This is a genomic window from Desulfobulbus propionicus DSM 2032, assembly GCF_000186885.1.
GTDB classification, from domain to species: domain Bacteria; phylum Desulfobacterota; class Desulfobulbia; order Desulfobulbales; family Desulfobulbaceae; genus Desulfobulbus; species Desulfobulbus propionicus.
Genome location: NC_014972.1, coordinates 1,710,418 through 1,728,466, shown reverse-complemented (window position 1 = coordinate 1,728,466; position 18,049 = coordinate 1,710,418). Strand labels below are relative to the sequence as shown.

Below are 18,049 nucleotides of genomic sequence, written 5' to 3'. Positions count from 1 at the left end.
GCCGGGTCATCCTTCCTCCTGGTCGATGGTCACATTGAACTCGTCCATCCGAATCTCGGCATTCTTGCCTTCACCCAGCAGGTGAAAGGAAAAATACTGGCGGGCCTTGGGATTGGCGAACTCGAACTCCACCTCGCCCTCCTCGCCTTTGTGCACCACCGGGAAGACCGGGATGGGAATGTCGTGCTGGGTGTATTCCCACTCCTTGACCAGCAGTTTGAGCTGGATGCCGGCGGGCGGCGCCTTGAGCGCGGTATAGCGGATGGCCACCTGCACCTTTGATTTTGCCGGGAAATCGAGGTATTGCGCCCCCACCAGGTTATCCCCCCATTCGTTGGTGATTTTTTCCGGCAGTTTGCGCCGTTCACCGTTGGCAAACTGCAAAGTCTTGGTCGTTTCGTCGGTGAGCAGCTTCTGATCCAGAACACGGGCAATGCCGGCCAGCCGCGGACCGCCGTCACGGTCGGCGACAAACTCGGCCGGCGGCGGACCGAGCAGGCTTGGGGCCGTGCCCACGCGGCAGCGACCGTCATCGGCACACTCGTAGCGCCGGTTGTCGACGGTATGCCAGCGCCGTTTCGAGGTGGTATAGGAGACCATCTCCCGTGGCGTGTCGTAGACGCGGAAAAAACTGCGGCCGATCAGGGTCGGCGGCATCTTGACCTGCAGGTAATCGAGCACCGAGGCCGTGATGTCCACCAGACCGAAGCCGCCTTCCTTGATCCTCGGCAGCCGTTTTTGTTCCGGCGCCAACACCATGCCGAGTCCCCAGCTGCTCACCCAATCAGCCAAGGGCGAGCCGTGGGATTCATCCGAGGTGATGATCACCAGGGTATCCTTGAGCACGCCATCCCGGCGCAGTTGCTCGATAAACTCGGCCACCGCCTGGTCGAGCAGATCCACGGTGGCATCTTTCCGCGAACCAAAATGGCTGGCGACATCGTCCGGCACGGCATAGGGCTGATGGGTGCCCACGGTCAGCAAGGTCAGCATCCAGGGGTGCTTCTTGGCGCGCAGCTGGGCAATATACTTGGCCGCGCCCTGAAAGAAGACCTTGTCCACCACCCCCCATTCAAACGGGTAGGGATTGGGCTCGGTGAACCACTCGGTGCCGTGCACCTGCTGAAAGCCCATTCGCGGCATGATCCGGTCCTTGCCCATGAAACCAAGGCCAGCGGCCTGGAGAAAATGGGTGGACCAGCCGAACTGACTCATCAGGGAAGGCAGGCAGTCCTGGGCGCGGGCCGGGTTGGACTGGAGTTCAAAGGCCTTGGGCGTGTCCCAGGACAGCTTGCTGAAATCGCCGCACAGGATCGAGTAGAGGCCGCGGATGGTCTGGTGGCTGTGGGCGGTGAAATCGGGAATCAGCATGGCCTCGCTGGTGGCCGCGGCCAGACGGTGCATCTCGATGTCCGTGGAAGCCATGTTCATCGTCTTGCCGATTTCCGGATGGTACATGCCTGGAATGCCTTCGAGAATGACGATGAGCACATTCTTGGCCCTGCCCTTCTTGGCGAGCAGGGAGGGGGCGTCGAGCTCCAGCTCGTTGAGGCCCGTGGGCAGACTGGCCGCATCGGGCAGGGATTGCCGCTGCAGCGCCGAGGTCAGACTGTCGACGGCGAACCAGTGCATGGGATTGTAGCGGGCAATGACGCTCTGCTTGTCGAACCGGCTGTTCACCACGGTATGGGCGAGCAGCAGGGCCACACACACCGCGCTGCCCCGCAGCAGCCATTGCCGTCCTGGCCGTCTGGTTGGAAAGCAGCAGGCCAGCAGCGTGGAGAGGATGAACACACCGATCAGATAGGGGGACGATAGATTGAATCCGGAGGTGCTGTTGGCGATGAACTCGGGATCGGCCAGGTATTGCAAATCCTGCCAATTGGGCAGCCGCTGCATGGTGAGGATCAGCTCGCGGGCCGCTGCCTGGGCCAATACCCAGAGAATCAGCACCGGGATGCGGACCCAATGGGGGCTGAACAGGGAGAGCAGCAGAATGCCCAGGCCACAGCCGAGGTCGGACAGCAGGCCAATGGGTTCCCCCAATCCCTGGTAGACCAGCCGCCAGACCGCGGGCAAAAAACAGGCGATGAGCAGAAAGAAGGAGGCGATAATATTTTTCACAAACGGGAACTCCAGCGGAAACGCGGCGATGCAAGGCGGAAAATGATCAAGGATGAAAACGGGTTGCTAACGCAATACTAACAAAAGCGGGCAGCAAGCGTCAATGATCCAGCAGCGGAAACCCTGACTGGCTTGAGGGACGACCGATCGCCGGCCAGACACTGGCGGCGGATCGGCCACGGATGACCAGCGGCTCAAGCACGGCGAGGGAGAGGGAAAGAGCAGTGCTTTTCCCCGTCAAGGCGAGGGCGAGCCGGTTACTTTGCCGCTGCGGCTTTCCATGCCTCGAACAAGGCACTCGGTACCATCCGCTGATCGCAACGCAGCCCGGTACGGTCGAAATCTTGCGGAAGCGGCGAAAGAGTCAAGCGCTCGGGTTGCCCATCGCGAATCACGATCACCGGCACGGTCACCGACCCCTCTGGGTCCTCTCTCCAGAACCAGTATGCGACTTCGTCCCAAAAAGCTTGCCATACCTGCAAGACCGGGTCGGTCGTGTTCCCCTGAGCACGTTCTGCCTCCAGGGCACCGGCAAACGACCAATCGCCGTATTGCCACAACACGTCGCCGGCGTGCAGACCGGCTTTGGCGGCGGGCTGTTTGATGTCGGTGATCTCGGTAATGTAGATGATGGGAACAGCGGCCTCCGGACTCAGCGCGGGCCATTCATGGTTCTGGGCATCGAAATAACGCTTGTCCTCCGATGATCCCTCCGCTTGTTGGGCGCGATGATAGCCATGGGGACCATTGATCGGGGAACCATCTGACCCCCAAAAGGTCACGCTCAACAGGGTGTGGTTATCGCCCCGACGAAGGCGCAACTCGGCATATCCGACCAACGGGTTGTAGACGAGTTGGCCGTTCGCTCCAAAATGGCGGTGAATTTCCTCGCGGCCATCGGCCTGATAGACAGCAATTTGTCTGGCGGCCCCGAACGGCCCCATGACCAAATGTTCCTCGGCATCGTAATAGGCCTGCTCGATCCAGCGGTTTTCTCGGTCCCACACCTGTTTTCGGGTGGCGATTCCCAACTGGCGGTCCCAGTTGGGGCTGTTATCCGCCCGCAACCGGGTACTGCGGATCTCGCGGCCGCACGGGTCAAACTCGTTGATCGCCAGATGGTTGCCCTCGGAGTCTTCCGCCGGTTTGTCGTCCAGAGCAAACGCCTGCCATTTGATTTCCTGGCCTTTGTCGTTATGGTCGTACACCACCTTATGCATGCCATCCTTGCCGACAGCCGGCTGCCCCTTGGCATCGTATCGTTCCATGCGGGTTATCATCCCCCGCTGATCGTAGGCATAGGCAACATGATGCACGCCGTCTGGTCCATTGGCAGGGCGGTTGTCCTTGTCGTACCAACTGCTGTCCGTCAGCCCGCCGTAGTCATCGTAGGTCGATTGCTGCCGATGCACCCCCTGGTTCGTATTGATCCGCATGTCCCCAGCAGCAAAATACTCGACCATGACCGGATTGCGAAAACGGTCAAACTCGGTTGCCACTCGGTGAGCTCCGTTGGTTTTGTCGGCCACGGGTTGATCGTCCACGTCGAAATGAGTTTGCGCAATACAGTTGCCAGCCGGATCGTATGCGTTCCTGCGCAGGTGATAGCCGCCGTCAAGCGTGGTCACCGGCTGGTTGTCCTGGTCGAAAAACCGTTCTTCAAGAGGCTGGCCAAAAGCATTGTTCACCCGTGCCCAATGCGACCAGCCGAACGAGCGCAGGTTGACCGGCTTGAGGTTTTGATCGAAATAGCTGATTTGGGCGACAAAGCCGCGCTGATCATACTCGATCCGGTAGCCATGCCAGCCTTCGGGGCCGGTCAGTGGAGCGTTGCCTTGATCGAAGTAGGCAACCGTTTTCAAACGATTGTGTTCGGTGAAGGACGCACGCTGCTCAAAGGCGGGAAAATCAAAATACCCCTTGCCGCCGACCATGGGCGCATCGGCTGCATCGTACAGACGGATATGGGTGACGTTGCCCCGGTCGTCGTATTGCCAGACAATCCAGTGGGCGCCGGTCTGCCCCGTCTCCACGACGGGTTCGCCACGCAAGCCAAAGAATCGCTGCTCGGTCATCCGCCCCCACCGGTCATAAGCCAGTCGGGTGCTGGCATAGTCGGCATTGACCAGGGTCGGCTGATTGGCGGTGTCGAGGAATCGTGACGCAACAATATTGTCTTCAGGGTCATAGTCAACTTCAGCCACTGCATTGCCCACCTTGTCGACCATCGGCTGTCCGCGCTCATTGAGCGAGGTTCGGCGGATTTCCCGTCCCCGGCTGTCGTAGATTCGTTGTTGGCCGAATGCGTTGTCTGGGCCCGGCATGGGTCGGCCTTGCCGGTCCGTGTAGCGCAATTCCTCCTCAAAGCCATTCGTGTCGTAGCGAATTGCAACAAACTCGGCCCGACTTCGACCCTGCGGCTGAGGATGACCATCCGGCCCCAGGTAGGTGGCCCGGGTCGATGTTGGCCGGACCCCTTCCGCTTCGGTATACGGAGCGTGCACCGCGCCCCAGACCATCCGGCCAAACCGATCGAAGGCAGTCTCGGAAACCACCCGGCCGGCGCGGTCAAAGGCCAATTCATAGCGCGATTCTTTTTCCTGCCGGGTTGTGACCAGTCTTGCGTCGGTCAAATAGGTGCCGATGAAATGGTTGGGAGTGAGCTGATGGCGGGCATCGATCACTTCCATGGTTCGGATGTCACCGCTCCAGCCCTTGCTGGTCAGGCGAATGGTCCATGATCGATGGCTGACCGCCGAGGAAGGCAAGCGGCCGATGGGGACGATCTTCCCCCATTGTTTGGTGAAGTCCTTGCAGTAGATGCGGTGAGGAACCACCCAATTCAACGACGAAAAGCCGATGAAGGCAAGCAGCAGGACGGTGGCCATCCCCCCGGCCCATGCGAGCACGCGGTTTCGGCGCAGTTCCTTGCGCCGGCGTTCTTCCGCCCGGGCTTCTTCGGACCGGTGGACCTGCTCGCTTTCAGCTAAAAACCGCATGGCCTGCGCAAAATCGCCGCCGTAGCGCCGAGCCCAGACCGGAGAAGGCTGTTCCCGTTCCCTCCAGGCCAGGGCTGCCTCCAATTCAGGGGGACGATAAAACCCGCCCTCGCCTTCTTCCTTGCGCTGCGCCGCCCGTTCGAGAAGACGGTAGGTTTCCGCCGACCGCGCTTCCTCCCTTGCCCAGCCGCGCAACCGGTCCCACTGGCGGATCAGGCATTCATGGGCGATATCCAGCACGGTATTGGGAAAAATCTCTTCTGGCTGCCGCGGGGTAAGGAAACTGCGATCAGGGGCGCGGAAGATCTCCACCACGGCAACCAGTTGGTCATGGCGGATACCGATCAGCTCTTCTATCTCCACGCACACCGTGGGCCGGCGGATGTCGCGCTGTTCCGTTCCTCGTTCGGACAGGCGACGAAACAGAATCTCGGCCGCCTGCCGCTGGTTGCCGTCCAGCTCCCCATACGCCTCGTTGAGATGGTTGGAGAGGGCCTGCTGCAAACCGCCGACCGCTTCATAGTCGTCCATGGTCAACAGCCGTGTCGACGAACCATCCCCTGGATAAGGCGTACCGGGAGACGACGGTGGCACCGATCCGGCAACATGCCACAACCGCATCAGCAAATGCTGGAGCAGCGGCAGTTGATCCGGGTCCGTGCCCATCGCGTTGAGCAGCGCGTTGACCAGTTCCGGTTCCACCTCGCCGCCGAACACGCGTGCCGGGCCAACAATGGCCATGTGTTGTTGTTCACGGCTCAAGCGGGGAGTCAAGTATTGGCTCTGATTGAGCGCTTCGGGCAGACCGTTGAACAGGGCGCAGCTGCCGATGAAATCGGAGCGCATGGTCAAAACGACATACACCGGCAGATCGCGTTGTTGCGCGCTGGCCAGCAGCAGCGCCACGAAGGCATCGGCCTCGTCCCGGTCTCCCTCCCGGCGGAAGCGAAAAATTTCCTCGAACTGATCGACCAGGATCAACAGGTTGGTGTGGGGCGGCAACGGGGTGTGGCGCAAGGCGTCAATCAGGCCCATTGGCCCCCGCCGCAGAGCCGCGTTGAGGAATCCCAAGGCCTGCGATCGCTCCTCTCCCTCGTGCAACAGCTCCGCCTCGTCGACCAGGGCGGTGGCCAATCTGCAGATCGGGTGGCTGCCCGGCCGCATCTGCACGAACTGCCAGCGTGAGCCAGCGGCGGCCATGAAACCGGTCTCCAGGGCGGGAATCATGCCGGCGCGGACCAGGGACGACTTGCCGCATCCGGACGTGCCGACAATGGCGAGAAAACGGCTGGCGTTGAGGCGGCTGAGCAGATCGTCGGTCTGTTCTTCCCGGCCAAAAAAGATGTCGGCCTCGTCGCGGTCAAAGGGGCGCAAGCCGGGGTACGGTTGACGTGTGCTCATGAGCCGGCCTCCGCCACCACCAGGCTGTCAAGAAATTGCCGCACCTGGTGTTCGTTGATGCCCTTGCGATGATCGAGCACCTGCATTCCCTGGATTTTCATGTCCAGCGGCGCCTTTTCCTCGGGCGGCCCTTCAAACACGGCCAGGGCGCGCAGCGGCGTTTTCCGCAAGGCGACCGATTTGCGGGCTTCCTGCAATTGGCCGCGCACCCAGGTTTTGGTCGCGCTGCCATAGATCACGATGAGCGCGTCGCATTCGACCAGATTCTGCTCCAGGTCGTGCCGGTTTTCCGTTGGATTGTCGCTCTGCACCGGCAGTACGTATTCCGCGCCGTACCGATCGAGGATATCGCAGATCTGCTCGGCAAAAGGGCGATCCGCCGATTCCATGTCCACGAATACATAGACGCTCTTCTTCAACCCGTGAGTCACAGGCGGAGTAACCAGCCGCCTGAGGATCTCGCCTTTGAAATCTTCCAGCCCCTCGGAGCGTACCGTTGTTGCCGTTAGAAACGCCTGGTGCGCCTTATCCTCGATGGCTGCACAATCCAATGTCGGGTTTCGCCACTGGAGAATGGGCTTATCGGTTGCCAGGGCCAGCTCCAACTGAAACTGCGGATACCCCTGGGGCAGGTCTTCCGGTCTCTTGCCCGCTGTCTCGCTGATCAGTTGCACGAACAGGTCGCAACGTTCAAGATCTTGTTCGGCGTGAGCGCGAAAGATCTTGGGATCCTGGGAATACCAGGTGGCCGGCAGCACCTCCACCCCGGCCTGTTCCAGATACCGCTTGACACTGTTGCGCTGGAGATCAAGGTCGTCGGTGACCTGGGCGAGATATACCCTTCCTCTGGGAGCCATGGCCGGCGCGAGGCTGGATGGAGAGGATGCGGCAAGAGCGGTGACCGCCCCACCGGCACCCCTGAGACGTTTCAGATTGGTCGCGATGTCCTGACACAGGTCATCGATCTGGTTGTAATATTCGTGATCAGCCGGATCAGGGCAGGGAACGCCCAGAATGCGCGGTGCCTTGCCCTCGCGCTCCTGAACCCAAAAGCGGAAAATCTTGCGATCCATCAGTTCCGCGGGAAACTCGTCCTCCACTCGTTCCCGTTCGACAAGGAACACCGGACGGGCCACATGTTCCTCCAGGAGAGCCAAAAAGGCGTTGCGCTCCCGCTGGCACCACGGTGAAGCCACATAGCCGGGCGAGAGGACGACCACCAAGCTGGCTGAATCACGAATATTGCTGAGCAACTGTTGCGAAATGTAAGGCCAGCTTTCCATTTCATGATCCATCCACAAGGAATAGGCATCGCTGCGGCCCAATTTTTGCGCGAGCCTGGTCTTGAGGCAACCGACAAAGGTGGTCACCCACCCTCTTGCATGGCCGGCGGATGAGCCGGGAAAGGGGAGGTCGTCAACGTGGGCGTAACTGATAAAAATATCGTATTTGCAATGTGGTACATACATCGTTAACTGCCCTCTGGTGGTGGAGTATGCCTTCGGCGATGAACGGCAGCCAAGCGTGTCCCCTGCAATGCGCTTCCTCGAAAGCGGAAATGCATTGATCGCGGATTCATTAGATAAAGAGGCGAACCTGTTTGCAATAAGTGAATAGTGGATAGAAAGAGGATAGCTGTTGTACACACCGGCAAGAGATCCGTTGCCCGGCTGTTCACTCCTGGATGCAATCGCGGCGGGTCCGGCAGTCCGCGGTTTCCTGTCCTCTGAGCTGCCACAAAAAAACAGACGCTCCGTCGGCAAACGAAGCGCCCGTGGACAAGGCAACCGGCCGCAATTCCTGCATGGAAAAAGCAGGACATGAACGGTCGGGGAAGACGTTTAGTGCGGCGGCAGACGGCTGCTTGGAGAGGAACCGTCAAAAAAACTGGCGGTCCGTGATCGTTTGCCCTTCACCCTTCCAGCTTGAAGGTGATGGTCTGTTCCACCTGGGCCTTGACCGCCATGCCCTTGATGGTGCCCGGCTTGAATCGCCAACCGCCGATGGAGCGCAGGACGCTCTGTTCGAACACGCCCTCGGGTTCGGCATCGAGCACCGACACGTGGTCGACGCGCCCTTGTTCGTCGACCACGAACTTGACCTTGATCCACCCCTCGATATTGCGCCGTTTGGCTGCCGGCGGATAGGCAGGCGGCGTTTTGGACACCACCGCAAGCGGCGCGTCGAGTTGACCGACAGCGTACAGACCGCCCCGTCCACCCTTTGCAGGAGGGCTCGCTGCTGCCGGTCCGCTTGCAACCGTTGCGGTCGCGGCGGTCTGGCCAGCGTCGGGAAGCACCTCTTTCCCGGTTGAGGGTCGCGGCTGTGCGGCAACAGGCAGGGCCTCGGAGCGTGCATCCTTTTCCCTTGGCGGAACAGATGTCTTTTCCCGCTGCACCGGCTTGGGCCGCACCTTCCTCGCCACGGCCTTGGGCGAAATTTTTTTCGGCTCTGCCACGTCCTTCTTCTTGGCCGGAGGAGAAGAAATTTTTTCCTGCTGGACCTCCATCGATCCTCCGGTGGAGAGGATGGAAAAATCAATGGCCACCGGCGGGCGGAGCGGCACGGCATGCTGGCCAAGCCCCACGGCAACGAAGAAAAAAACGGCGTGCACCAAGAGGGAAACATGGGTGGCGGTGGTTTGATGGCTCATGGTTGCTGTTCCGTTTGCAGGCTGAGAGTGGTGAAGCCAAGGCGCTTGATCGCCTCGTACACGTCCACAAACATTTGCAGGGAAAGATGTTTATCGGCGCGGACAATCAGCGGCGTGTTCCGGCCCACCCCCGCCAGGGCCGCTTCCAGCCCGCCGAGCGCGACCTCCGCCGAATCCAGCCATAGCCGCCCTTCCCTGTTGATCACGATGGTTCGCGGATGGAGCGCGGCCGCGTCTTCGCTGACGCTGGCCTTGGGCAGTTCCACCTGGATGCCGCCCGTGGCGATAAAGGTCGAGGTGGTGAGGACGATGGTCAGCAGAACCAGCATCACGTCAACCAGGGGGATGACGTTGAGATAATCGAATCCCTTTTCATCCATGGCGGATATCCCACTGGATGAGCAGTACCTTGCACCGGCGGAGCAGGAGGTTGTAGAGGGTGACCGCCGGGATGGCCACCAAAAGCCCCAGGGCGGTGGCCTTGAGCGCCAGCGCCAGGCCGGTCATGATCTTGGTGGTATCGAATCCGGCGGCGCCGATGTCATGGAAAGTGAGCATGATGCCAAGCACCGTGCCCAGCAGGCCGATGTAGGGCGCATTGGCGCCAATGGTGGCGATGAGGTGCAGCTTGTGGGTCAGGTGCAGTTCGAGCGCTCTGCGATCCTGATATTCGTCCACCCGTGTGGTCCGGTAGACGAGAAATCGTTCCAGGGCCACGGCAAGGGCGATCACGCTCAGCAGCAGCAACAGCCCGAGCACGCCGTAATCGATGAGGGAATGCAGCCAGTCCATTATGGATTCCTTATGCACGTTGAAGAGACGGAAACCGGGGCCGAACCCCGGACGGGACGCGATGCTTATGACGGGGAGGCTTGGGGGTGGGCGAAGCGCTGGCACGCGCGGCTTGCCGCCGGCGGTTCGAGACAACGGGGAATGATATGGCCAGATTCCTGTGCATGGGCTCCTCGCGCCAGAAAAATCGGCGGAGTCGACAACAAAGGATGGCCGGGAGCCTGCGCCAGGGCCAAAAAAATCCCGGATCGAAACAATCGATCCGGGATAGCCCTGTTTATCCGCAGAAATGGTGAACCGGGTACGCCGCCGTCCTCGCAGTCGTCTCCTCAATGTCCAGGCAGGTCTTCTGACTTGCGGTTCATCCTACTGGCTGCGTCTTCCCGACATTGGCGTCAGTGACTTCCGTGCAGCGTTCGTCCCCGTTCACAGCGGCGGGCCCGTCCCCGATTCCCACGGGGTTCCCTATTATGTTCGCACGAACACCTGAACAGGACGAAGATAAAACCAACAATACTCCCATTGTCAAGGGAAGAAAAATTTTTCCAGCCGATCCGGACCGAAACGGTTATCGACCCAATCATGGGTGCGGTGAACGTATCCGCCAGACTTTCCGCGGCGAAGGGCTGATTCGCGCCGGTGCGGCTCTGTTGGGCCTGATCCGGTTCGATAGCCTTCCGGCAGAATCAGCGCCAACGCTGGAAACAGAAAATCCCAGCCATGGAAGCCCTTGCATTTCCCTTGACCGTGCTTAAACATTAGCCTTTACCTCTGCATTGTCAGCCCGCCTGGCAGAGTTGCTGGCGCGAAACGCCCCACGTCAATCGTTGCATCACTCTCGGTCAAAGGAGAAGCGCATGACCACCCCTTCAACCCTTCCCGCCAAACCGTTCGAGGCAGGCCTGGCCGACGTCATTGCCTGCAATTCCTCCATCTGCCTGGTGGACGGCGACAACTGCCGCCTGCTCTATCGCGGCTACGACATCGTCGACCTGGCCGAGCATTCCACCTTCGAGGAGGTCGCCTACCTGTTGTGGTACGGCCGCCTGCCCGGATTCGTCGAATTCCAGGCTTTTCTCGACGGCTTCACCGGCTGCATGAAGCTACCGGTGGAAACGGTCATGATCCTGCGCATGTTTCCCCACGCCGCCACCCCGATGGAGGTGCTGCGGACCGCGGTGTCCTCCATGGGCCACTGGGATCCGGACAGCGGCAACACCCGGCTCGACGCCAGCCTGCGCAAGGCCCAGCGCCTCACCGAACGCATCCCGCTGATCATCGCCTCGCACCAGCGGCTGCGCGACGGCAAGGAACCGATCGAACCCAGGTCCAACTACGGCATTGCCTTCAACTTTCTCTACACTCTCCAGGGCAGGGAGCCGGACCCGATCATGGTCAAGGCCATGGACACGGCGCTCATTCTGCACGCCGACCACGAACTCAATGCCTCGACCTTTGCCGCCCGGGTGACCGCCGCCACCATGACCGACATCTATTCGGCGGTGACCAGCGCCATCGCCGCCCTCAAGGGACCGCTGCACGGTGGGGCCAACGCCGAGGTGATGCGCATGCTGGAAGAAATCGGCAAACCGGAACGGGCCGCCGATTGGGTGCTGCCACGACTGGCGGAGAAGGTGAAGATTCCCGGTTTCGGCCACCGGGTGTACCGCTGCGAGGATCCGCGCGCCACGATCCTGCGGAAGGAGGTCAACAAGATTACTGCGCTTACCGGGGAGACACAGCTCTACGAAACAGCCCAGGCAGTGGAAGAACTGATGCTGGCCAACTCCAAGGTCTTTGCCAACGTCGACTTCTACTCAGCCCCGCTCTACCACGCCATGGGCATCCCGGTGGAGCTGTTCACCCCGATCTTTGCCGTCAGCCGGGTGGTGGGCTGGACCGCGCACATTCTGGAACAATGGAAGAACAATCGGCTGATCCGTCCAACGGCCCACTACACCGGGCCGGCGCTGACGTCCTATGTCAATATCGGCTCGCGATCATAACCCGTGACCGTGCCGCCAGCCTTAGCCGGAACCACCGTCCTTTTGCCTTGCCCAACAAAAAAACCGGGTGTTCCAGAAAAGAGCTGGTTCTGCTCTTTCCCGGACACCCGGTCGTATCGATCAATACGCTGCTAACGGTGTTAGCGTGCGGCTGATTGTGAACGATCAGCTCTCTACATACCCTTTTCCCTTGCAGGTCGGGCATTTCTGATCGGGAGTGCACACCTGGCCGTCGGGAGTTTTCCCTTGCCATTCGCTGCTGGTCTCACAAACGCCCTCAAGCACCTTCTTTCCTCCGCAGGTAGGACATACTTCTTTTTTCTTTTCTTGTGTCATGATTGTCTCCTTGATCAGTTTTTATAAATGAGCCTCTCGCGGAACCAAATTTCAGCGAGGCCAGCACATCACATGGGAATACACAAAAGCATTCTCTACAACTTACCGTCGATCAATCTTCTCCAACACAACCAAAGCAAAACACTTGGTCCTAAATTTTATTAGTTAAAAGAATAAGCTATCATTTAAAAAAAACAAGAATAAAGACAAGAAAGATTCACGTACCCCGAGTTTTCTTCTCCTCATTGATCAGGTTTTCGTCAGGTCGTAATCCACAGCTTGTGCCTAATGAACGTCATCCTACACCAAAACAGGTGAACGGGCCATGCAGTAAAATATATATTTTTCCTATCCAATACATATTATATATCTATTTATTGTGAACGGACTGGCATGGGCGTATACATTAAAACGATGCCACGTTGTATTTTCACAGCATCACGAGGCCGTTCAAGAAAACATTGCCGAGGCCGCAATCAGGATTGATCCAAAACGTCAAGATCGACGCAACCGCAGAAGCGGTCTTCTTCCGTAACCGATGTTTGCACCAAACTTTGCAACCATTGTATGGTGGAGGTGCCCATGCCTTTTGCTCCCATCGCCAAGAATGTGGCGACCATGGCGGTCCAGCCCAATCTGCTGGATTATGAACGAATCCGGGCCGACTTTTCCTGGGAAGAAGCCCGTGCGGCACTGGATGGCCTTCAGGGCGGGGGGATGAACATTGCCCATGAGGCGGTGGACCGGCATGCCCGCGGCCCCCTGCACGACCGTGCGGCCATCCGCTTCCTCGGCAAGGACGGTACCCTCACCCCGCTGACCTATGGCGAGCTGCAGGCGCGCAGCAACCGGTTTGCCCATCTGCTCGGCCAACTCGGCGTTCTGCCGGGCGAACGGATCTTCTGGCTGGCCGGCCGCAGTCTGTTGCTGTACGCCGCCTTCTTCGGCACCCTCAAACACCGCTCCGTCTTCTGTCCGCTGTTTGCCGCCTTTGGTCCGGAACCCATCGCCCAGCGGCTGGAGCGCGGCAATGCCCGCGTCCTGGTGACCACCGAACGGCAGTACAGCAAGAAGATCAAACCGTTGCTCGACCGACTGCCGGAGTTGCGCTGCATCCTGCTGGTCGATGTGGACGCGGATATCGACCAGCGGGTCCGCGCCCTTCCATCACTGCTCCAGGGCTGTTCCGAACAGTTCACTATCCCGCCCACCGATCCCGAGGACCGGGCGATCCTTCATTTCACCAGCGGTACCACCGGCATGCCCAAGGGCGCGGTCCATGTGCACAATGCCGTGCTCACCCACTTCATCACCGGCCGCTACGTGCTCGACCTCCATCCGGACGACATCTTCTGGTGCACCGCCGATCCCGGCTGGGTGACCGGCACCTCCTACGGCATCATCGCCCCCCTGCTCCATGGGGTCACCACCATTGTCGACGAGGCCGATTTCGATGCCGAGCGCTGGTACCGCATCCTTGCTGAGCAGCGGGTCACGGTCTGGTACACGGCGCCCACTGCCATCCGCATGCTGATGCGCACCCCGGATACGTTGCGGCAACGCTATGATCTCTCGGCCTTACGCCTCGTGCACAGCGTCGGCGAGCCCCTCAACCCGGAGGCGGTGCTGTGGGGGCAGCGGGTCCTTGGACTGCCGATCCACGACAACTGGTGGCAGACCGAAACCGGCGGCATCATGGTCGCCAACTACGCGGCCCTGGAGATTCGTCCCGGTTCCATGGGCAAACCGCTGCCCGGCATCGAGGCGGCCATCGTCACCCGACTCGATGCCGATACGGTGCGGATCGAAGGGGCGGAGGTGGAAGGCGAGCTGGCCCTGCGGCGCGGTTGGCCCTCCATGTTCCGCGCCTATCTGCACGACGAGCAACGATACCACAAATGCTTTGTCGGTGACTGGTACCTGACCGGCGATCTCGCCCGGCGGGACGCGGACGGCTACTACTGGTTCGTCGGCCGAGCCGATGACATCATCAAGACCGCCGGCCACATGGTCGGCCCCTTTGAGGTCGAGAGTAGCCTGATGGAGCATCCGGCGGTGGCCGAGGCCGGGGTGATCGGCAAACCCGAACCGACCATTGGCGAGATCGTCAAGGCCTTTGTGGTGCTCAAACCGGGCTTCACCGCCAGCGAACCCCTACGGCAGGAACTGATTGGCTTTGGCCGCACCCGGCTCGGTTCGGCGGTGGCGCCCAAGGAATTGGAATTCATCGACAATCTGCCCAAGACCCGCAGCGGCAAGATCATGCGCCGTCTGCTCAAGGCCCGCGAACTGGGGTTGCCCATAGGCGACACCTCCACCCTGGAAGGGAGCGAATCATGAATGGACTGAACAAGGATCAGGCACTGCACCACCTGCGGCAGATGCTGCTCATCCGCCGCTTCGAGGAAAAATCGGCCGAACTGTACAGCGCGATGAAGATTCGCGGTTTCCTCCACCTCTACATCGGCGAGGAGGCGGTGGCCGTGGGGGTGATGGCGGCGCTCAGCCCCGAGGATGCGGTGGTGGCCACCTATCGCGAGCACGGCCAGGCCCTGGCGCGCGGCATGAGCGCGAACGCGATCATGGCCGAGATGTATGGCAAGGTCGAGGGCTGCTGCCGGGGGCGGGGCGGTTCGATGCATCTCTTTGACGCGACCACCCGTTTTTACGGCGGCAATGCCATTGTCGGCGGCGGTCTGCCTCTGGCGGTGGGTTTGGCCCTGGCCGATCACATGCAGGGGCGACAGCGGGTCACCAGTTGTTTCTTCGGCGATGGCGCCGTGGCTGAGGGCTATTTCCACGAGTCCATGAACCTGGCCGCCCTGTGGAAGCTGCCGGTCCTCTTTGTCTGCGAAAACAACCTCTACGCCATGGGGACGGCCCTGCGCTACACCGAGGCCAACCAGGATATCGCCGCCAAGGGTGCGGCTTATGGCATGGCCGAAGCCGCAGTGGACGGCATGGACGTGCAGGCGGTGGAAAAGGCGGCCCGTGCAGCCGTTGCCCACATCCAAGCCGGCAACGGACCCTATCTGCTCGAATGCCGCACCTACCGTTTCCGGCCGCATTCGATGTTCGACACCGAACTCTATCGCACCAAGGAGGAGGTCGAGCAGTGGAAGCAGCGCGATCCGATCGAGCTGCTGGCCGGCCGTCTGAGAGAGGCGGGCCTGTTCACCGAGGCCGAGCAGGTCGCGCTCGAACGCGAGGTGGCGGCCGAGGTCGAGGCCTCGGTGGCCTTTGCCGAGGCCGGCACCTGGGAAGTGGTCGAGGATCTGACCCGTTTTGTCACCACCGAGAGGAGGGCATGATGAGCGCAACGCAAACCACCACCTACCGCGAGGCGGTCAAACAGGCGATCCGCGAGGCCATGCACCGGGACTCGCGGGTCTTCCTCATGGGCGAGGATGTGGGCCACTACGGTGGCTGCTATGCGGTCAGCAAGGGACTGTTGGCCGAGTTCGGGCCGGAACGCATCCGTGACACGCCGCTGTGCGAATCCGGCTTCGTCGGTGCGGGCATCGGCGCGGCCTTGGGCGGCATGCGGCCCATCGTCGAGGTGATGACGGTCAACTTCAGCCTGCTCGCCCTGGACCAGATCGTCAACACCGCCGCCAGCCTGCTGCACATGTCAGGCGGCCAGTTCAACGTGCCGCTGGTCATCCGCATGGCCACCGGCGCGGGCAAGCAGCTGGCCGCCCAGCACGCCCACTCCTTCGAGGGCTGGTATGCCCACATTCCTGGCTTGCGGGTGTTGTCGCCGGCCACACTCGAGGACGCGCGCGGCATGCTGTGGACCGCGATTGAGGATCCGGACCCGGTGCTGATCTTTGAGAACAACACCCTCTACAACATGGAGGGGGAACTTGCGGAGGATGCCGGACCGGTGGACATCGACACTGCCCGGGTGCGGCGGCCGGGACGCGACCTCACCCTGATCACCTATAGCGCCAGCCTGTTCAAATGCCTGGATGCGGCCAAGATCCTGGCCGAGGAAGGGATCGAGGCCGAGGTGATCGACTTGCGCACCCTGCGGCCCCTGGACGATGCCACCTATCTGGCCTCGATTGCCCGCACCCACCGGGTGCTGATTGTTGACGAGGGCTGGCGCAGCGGCAGTCTGTCGGCCGAGATCTCGGCCCGGATCATGGAACAGGCCTTCTACGATCTCGATCTGCCGGTGGAGCGGCTGTGCAGCGCCGAGGTGCCCATGCCCTATGCCAAGCACATGGAAGAGGCGGCCCTGCCCCAGGTGGATAAAATTGTGGCCACAGTCCGGAGGATGATGCATCATGGGTGAATTTCGCATGCCCAGCCTGGGCGCCGACATGGAAACCGGTAAACTGGTCGAATGGCTGGTGGTGCCGGGACAGCGGGTCAAACGGGGCGATATCGTCGCCCTGGTCGAGACCCAAAAGGGACTGTTCGAGATCGAGGTGTTCGAGGACGGCATCATGGGTGAGCCGCTGGTGGCTGCCGGCCAGACTGTGCCGGTGGGCACCTTGCTGGCCCGAATTGAGACCGGTGAGGCCAAGGCTGCGGTCACCGAGGTGCGGGCCGAGCCCACCGTTGAGAAGACAACCGAACCTTCCCCAGTGAGCAAGCCGCAGGAAACCATCCCAGCTCAACCGACGATATCTTCCGAGCGGCTCTCCTGTTCGCCCTCGGCCAGGCGTCTGGCCCTGGAACTGGGGGTTGATCTGGCCACGGTCCAGGGAACCGGCCCGCGCGGTGCCATCCAGCGCAGCGATATCGAGGCAGCGGCCCAGGCAAAAACAATAACGTCCCCGCAGGCAACGGCTGCACCAGCCGAATCCGCTGGGGACACGCCCGAGACCAGGATGCGGCAGGCCATTGCCGCCGCGGTCAGTCGCTCCAACCGAGAAATCCCCCACTATTACCTGGCAACCGAGATCGACCTGAGCCACCCCTTGCAATGGCTGGAGGAGGAAAACCGCCAACGTTCCATGCGCGAGCGCATCCTGCCGGTTGTCCTACTCCTCAAGGCAACGGCCAAGGCCCTGCGCGACGTGCCGGAACTGAACGGCTTTTGGTTGAATGACCGTCTTCAGGTGCAACCGGACATCCATGTCGGTTTCGCCATCGCCCTGCGCACCGGCGGCCTGATCTCGCCCGCCATTCATCACGTCGACCGGCTCAGCCTGGGTGAACTGATGCAGGCCATGGCCGACCTGATCGAGCGGACCCGGTCGGGACGGTTGCGCGGTTCGGAGGTCACTGACGCCACCGTGTCGGTCACCAACCTGGGTGATCGGGGCATAAAAACGGTATTCGGCATCATCTATCCGCCGCAGGTGGCGCTGATCGGTTTCGGCAAGATCAGCGAGCGACCCTGGGCCGAAAACGGCATGCTGGGAGTGCGGCGCTGCGTGACCGCCACTCTGGCCGCCGATCATCGCGCCACCGACGGCCACCAGGGTGCCCTGTTCCTCGAAGCCCTCAATCGCCATCTCCAGCAACCGGAGGCTCTATGACCGAACAGGAACTGCTTTCCCATATTTTTGCCGAACTGAAAAAGGTCGCGCCCGAATGCGACCCGGTCGAGCTGGCGCCGGACGAGAACATCCGCGAGGCCCTGGACATCGATTCGTTCAGTTTTCTCCGTGTGCTGGTTGGACTGAACGAACGCACCGGGGTGGACATCCCCGAATCGGACTACGGCAAACTGTCGACCCTGGCGGCCATGACCAGGTATCTCATGGCCCGCCTCCCCTGAG

14 protein-coding genes and 1 riboswitch are annotated in these 18,049 nt (G+C 61.0%); of the genes, 7 read left to right on the top strand and 7 right to left on the bottom strand.

All coding sequences use genetic code 11. The features are described 5' to 3' along the window. Positions 1-6 precede the first annotated feature (6 nt). The 6 genes from DESPR_RS07520 to exbB all read right to left on the bottom strand — a co-directional run bounded on the left by DESPR_RS07520 (position 7) and on the right by exbB (position 9,969). A complete protein-coding gene (locus tag DESPR_RS07520; protein WP_015724205.1) occupies positions 7-2,124 on the bottom strand; it encodes an LTA synthase family protein in 2,118 nt (705 codons plus the stop codon). Between the two features lie 257 nt (positions 2,125-2,381). Next, positions 2,382-6,524: an nSTAND1 domain-containing NTPase gene (locus DESPR_RS17200; protein WP_015724204.1), complete on the bottom strand. Its 4,143-nt coding sequence runs from the start codon at positions 6,522-6,524 to the stop codon at positions 2,382-2,384. Beyond that, on the bottom strand, positions 6,521-7,993 hold the full coding sequence (locus DESPR_RS07510; RefSeq protein WP_015724203.1) for a toll/interleukin-1 receptor domain-containing protein: 1,473 nt from the start codon (positions 7,991-7,993) through the stop codon (positions 6,521-6,523). Before DESPR_RS07510 ends, DESPR_RS17200 begins: the two co-directional genes overlap by 4 nt. A gap of 443 nt (positions 7,994-8,436) precedes the next feature. Then, positions 8,437-9,177, bottom strand: coding sequence for an energy transducer TonB (locus DESPR_RS17195; RefSeq protein ID WP_015724202.1), 741 nt, complete (start codon positions 9,175-9,177; stop codon positions 8,437-8,439). Then, positions 9,174-9,557 (bottom strand): ExbD/TolR family protein, encoded by a 384-nt coding sequence (locus tag DESPR_RS07500; protein WP_015724201.1) that lies wholly within the window; start codon positions 9,555-9,557, stop codon positions 9,174-9,176. Before DESPR_RS07500 ends, DESPR_RS17195 begins: the two co-directional genes overlap by 4 nt. Further along, positions 9,550-9,969 carry a TonB-system energizer ExbB gene (gene exbB / locus DESPR_RS07495; protein ID WP_015724200.1) on the bottom strand — a complete coding sequence of 140 codons (420 nt, stop codon included), beginning with the start codon at positions 9,967-9,969 and terminating at the stop codon, positions 9,550-9,552. The genes DESPR_RS07500 and exbB overlap by 8 nt, the downstream gene beginning before the upstream one ends. Positions 9,970-10,291: 322 nt before the next feature. Next, positions 10,292-10,474, bottom strand: a riboswitch (cobalamin riboswitch). Between exbB and DESPR_RS18475 the strand changes: the two genes are divergently transcribed. Together DESPR_RS18475 and DESPR_RS07485 are read left to right on the top strand one after the other, a co-directional pair. Next, complete coding sequence (locus DESPR_RS18475) at positions 10,440-10,724, top strand: hypothetical protein (protein WP_169701562.1); 285 nt, start codon at positions 10,440-10,442, stop codon at positions 10,722-10,724. (Overlaps the previous riboswitch by 35 nt.) Before the next feature lie 102 nt (positions 10,725-10,826). Beyond that, entirely contained in the window at positions 10,827-11,975 is a 1,149-nt protein-coding gene (locus DESPR_RS07485) for a citrate/2-methylcitrate synthase (protein ID WP_015724199.1), read from the top strand. Between the two features lie 165 nt (positions 11,976-12,140). Here the strand turns inward: DESPR_RS07485 and DESPR_RS17860 are convergent, their stop codons facing one another. After that, positions 12,141-12,311 (bottom strand): hypothetical protein, encoded by a 171-nt coding sequence (locus DESPR_RS17860; protein WP_015724198.1) that lies wholly within the window; start codon positions 12,309-12,311, stop codon positions 12,141-12,143. Between the two features lie 582 nt (positions 12,312-12,893). Here DESPR_RS17860 and acsA point away from each other — a divergent pair. From acsA to DESPR_RS07460, 5 genes are read left to right on the top strand one after another with little or no spacing between them, the layout of a single operon-like run. After that, complete coding sequence (gene acsA / locus DESPR_RS07480) at positions 12,894-14,651, top strand: acetate--CoA ligase (protein ID WP_015724197.1); 1,758 nt, start codon at positions 12,894-12,896, stop codon at positions 14,649-14,651. After that, positions 14,648-15,622 carry a pyruvate dehydrogenase (acetyl-transferring) E1 component subunit alpha gene (gene pdhA / locus DESPR_RS07475; protein WP_015724196.1) on the top strand — a complete coding sequence of 325 codons (975 nt, stop codon included), beginning with the start codon at positions 14,648-14,650 and terminating at the stop codon, positions 15,620-15,622. Before acsA ends, pdhA begins: the two co-directional genes overlap by 4 nt. Then, complete coding sequence (locus DESPR_RS07470; RefSeq protein ID WP_015724195.1) at positions 15,622-16,611, top strand: alpha-ketoacid dehydrogenase subunit beta; 990 nt, start codon at positions 15,622-15,624, stop codon at positions 16,609-16,611. The genes pdhA and DESPR_RS07470 overlap by 1 nt, the downstream gene beginning before the upstream one ends. Next, complete coding sequence (locus DESPR_RS07465; protein WP_015724194.1) at positions 16,604-17,806, top strand: dihydrolipoamide acetyltransferase family protein; 1,203 nt, start codon at positions 16,604-16,606, stop codon at positions 17,804-17,806. Before DESPR_RS07470 ends, DESPR_RS07465 begins: the two co-directional genes overlap by 8 nt. Next, positions 17,803-18,048 carry an acyl carrier protein gene (locus DESPR_RS07460; protein ID WP_015724193.1) on the top strand — a complete coding sequence of 82 codons (246 nt, stop codon included), beginning with the start codon at positions 17,803-17,805 and terminating at the stop codon, positions 18,046-18,048. Before DESPR_RS07465 ends, DESPR_RS07460 begins: the two co-directional genes overlap by 4 nt. Position 18,049 lies beyond the last annotated feature (1 nt).

Excerpts from the sequence above, each read along its gene's own strand:
- DESPR_RS18475 (WP_169701562.1), top strand. The coding sequence starts at position 10,440 with ATGTTCGCACGAACACCTGAACAGGACGAAGATAAAACCAACAATACT.
- DESPR_RS17200 (WP_015724204.1), bottom strand. The coding sequence starts at position 6,524 with ATGAGCACACGTCAACCGTACCCCGGCTTGCGCCCCTTTGACCGCGAC.
- DESPR_RS07470 (WP_015724195.1), top strand. The coding sequence starts at position 15,622 with ATGAGCGCAACGCAAACCACCACCTACCGCGAGGCGGTCAAACAGGCG.
- pdhA (WP_015724196.1), top strand. The coding sequence starts at position 14,648 with ATGAATGGACTGAACAAGGATCAGGCACTGCACCACCTGCGGCAGATG.
- exbB (WP_015724200.1), bottom strand. The coding sequence starts at position 9,969 with ATGGACTGGCTGCATTCCCTCATCGATTACGGCGTGCTCGGGCTGTTG.
- DESPR_RS07500 (WP_015724201.1), bottom strand. The coding sequence starts at position 9,557 with ATGGATGAAAAGGGATTCGATTATCTCAACGTCATCCCCCTGGTTGAC.
- acsA (WP_015724197.1), top strand. The coding sequence starts at position 12,894 with ATGCCTTTTGCTCCCATCGCCAAGAATGTGGCGACCATGGCGGTCCAG.
- DESPR_RS07460 (WP_015724193.1), top strand. The coding sequence starts at position 17,803 with ATGACCGAACAGGAACTGCTTTCCCATATTTTTGCCGAACTGAAAAAG.
- DESPR_RS07465 (WP_015724194.1), top strand. The coding sequence starts at position 16,604 with ATGGGTGAATTTCGCATGCCCAGCCTGGGCGCCGACATGGAAACCGGT.
- DESPR_RS07510 (WP_015724203.1), bottom strand. The coding sequence starts at position 7,993 with ATGTATGTACCACATTGCAAATACGATATTTTTATCAGTTACGCCCAC.
- DESPR_RS07485 (WP_015724199.1), top strand. The coding sequence starts at position 10,827 with ATGACCACCCCTTCAACCCTTCCCGCCAAACCGTTCGAGGCAGGCCTG.
- DESPR_RS17860 (WP_015724198.1), bottom strand. The coding sequence starts at position 12,311 with ATGACACAAGAAAAGAAAAAAGAAGTATGTCCTACCTGCGGAGGAAAG.
- DESPR_RS17195 (WP_015724202.1), bottom strand. The coding sequence starts at position 9,177 with ATGAGCCATCAAACCACCGCCACCCATGTTTCCCTCTTGGTGCACGCC.